Annotated in this window: 1 protein-coding gene; it reads right to left on the bottom strand. The window is 45.7% G+C overall.

The window, feature by feature from the left end; all coding sequences use genetic code 11:
• Nucleotides 1-1,616 (bottom strand): mucoidy inhibitor MuiA family protein (locus QUA38_RS28785; protein WP_333167913.1); only part of this gene is annotated, 1,616 nt, incomplete at its 3' end.
• Nucleotides 1,617-1,651 lie beyond the last annotated feature (35 nt).

Genomic DNA, 1,651 nt, shown 5'->3' on the forward strand with positions numbered 1-1,651 from the left:
TCGGGAGGATGTTCGACAACAAACTGGTAATATAACTCTTGCTTTGCTTGCGGCGGCAGAGACATTATCCATTCTAGCACTCCCATTTCACCTGCTACTATCTTCGGATTAGTGAGAGTAGATCGCACTTTAATTTGTTCATTACGGCTGACTGGCAATTGCTCTTTTAGCGTCAGGTGTACCTGCACCTGATGCAGGTTTATTACATTTAAGCGATAAGCGTAACTCGTGCGCCTCTGCTGACCGATCAGTTTTTTATCTACTTGTCTTTCTACTAATTCCCGCTCTATTTTTAGCCCTTCATCTATTCCTAAATTCAGTTTATATTCTTGCCCGGGGGAAACATTTTCTAACTGCACACTGCCGACAAAAGTGTTGTCGCGAAAAATATTTGCTTTACCGGGCAGAAGAGTTGCACCTGTCAGCGGATTCACAACAACTGCTTGCAAATAGGCAAAACTGACTAATCGCGGAACGGCTATATATTCAGGCTTGAAGGGATAATTTTCGCTAAAAATCGTCACTTTGTGGGGTGTACCGTCGCTGGGAATCTTGGTATTTCCACCTACTTGAAATGAGACTGTGCCGCCTTCTTTCGATACTTGTGTGGTCGCGGTTTGAGCTGCTATAAGTTGGGGGGCAGCCTCAGCAAGTGGCCCACTTTCATAAAGCTCTAAGTTTGTATAATCTAGTGGTGTTTCTGGTTCCGCAGGCTGTCGGCTGCGTGTCATCATAAGGTCTCGGGTTTGAGCAGATCTGGGGTAAACAGTATCGATAAACCAGGGTTCGAGTTTTGGTGGCAAAGTTCCCATTCCCGGCTTTGCTGTGGATAAAGTCAGCCCTACTCCCGTCCAATCTTCCCCTGTATTTTGATTGACTTCGGCTAGGTAATTGAGATTAATTTGGTTGTTGGTAGTGTTGGTTCGCAAGTCGTAAAGGGGAGTCCAGCGGGCTCCCATGACTACATAGGAAACTTCTAGTTCAAAATTGCCACTGCTGCTTGGTTCTATGGCAACAATGATGTTAAAACTTTGCTGAGAATGGGGAGTGTGTACTTGCCGCAACTGCAGCAGCAAAGCTTCTATTTGCTTGTCTAATTCGCGCTGCTGTTTTTCATGTTGGGCGATCGCACTTACGTATTTTAGGTAATTAGTTCCTAAAAAGTTGAGCAATTCGCCAGTTTCGTTTAAACCTACCTGCTGTTTGGCGATGCTGCTGGAAAAGAAACCGACGCTTTTTTCGCTCAAACCTTCCATAAATTTGAGCTGAATTTTTCGGGCGGTTATTTTGTCGTTAATTCCCCGTCTTTGGGTTTGTAACTCCTGAATTTGTTGGGTTAATTCGGCAGTGCGATCGCCCACTGGTTCGCTGCTAAACACTGTTTCGGTTCGCACTCCCAGCAATCGCACTGCAACTGTACCCGCACCCGTGGCCCTGACTGACTCTGTTTCTAGGCTTGCGGGTACAGAGGCGATCGCCAATTCTCGCTCATTTCCCGTCAGAGATACCGTACCGCGGCGCGTCACCAAAGCGCGATCGGTGTAAACTGTAACTTCGGATATGCTAGTATTTAGTGTTTTAATGGTATCAGAATTAAGTATTTCTGAGTCAGTCATTGCCAGTTGCTCCTATTTAATAACCGTTTAGTCGA

Source organism: Microcoleus sp. Pol12B4, from assembly GCF_036701385.1.
In the GTDB taxonomy this organism is placed as follows: Bacteria; Cyanobacteriota; Cyanobacteriia; order Cyanobacteriales; family Microcoleaceae; genus Microcoleus.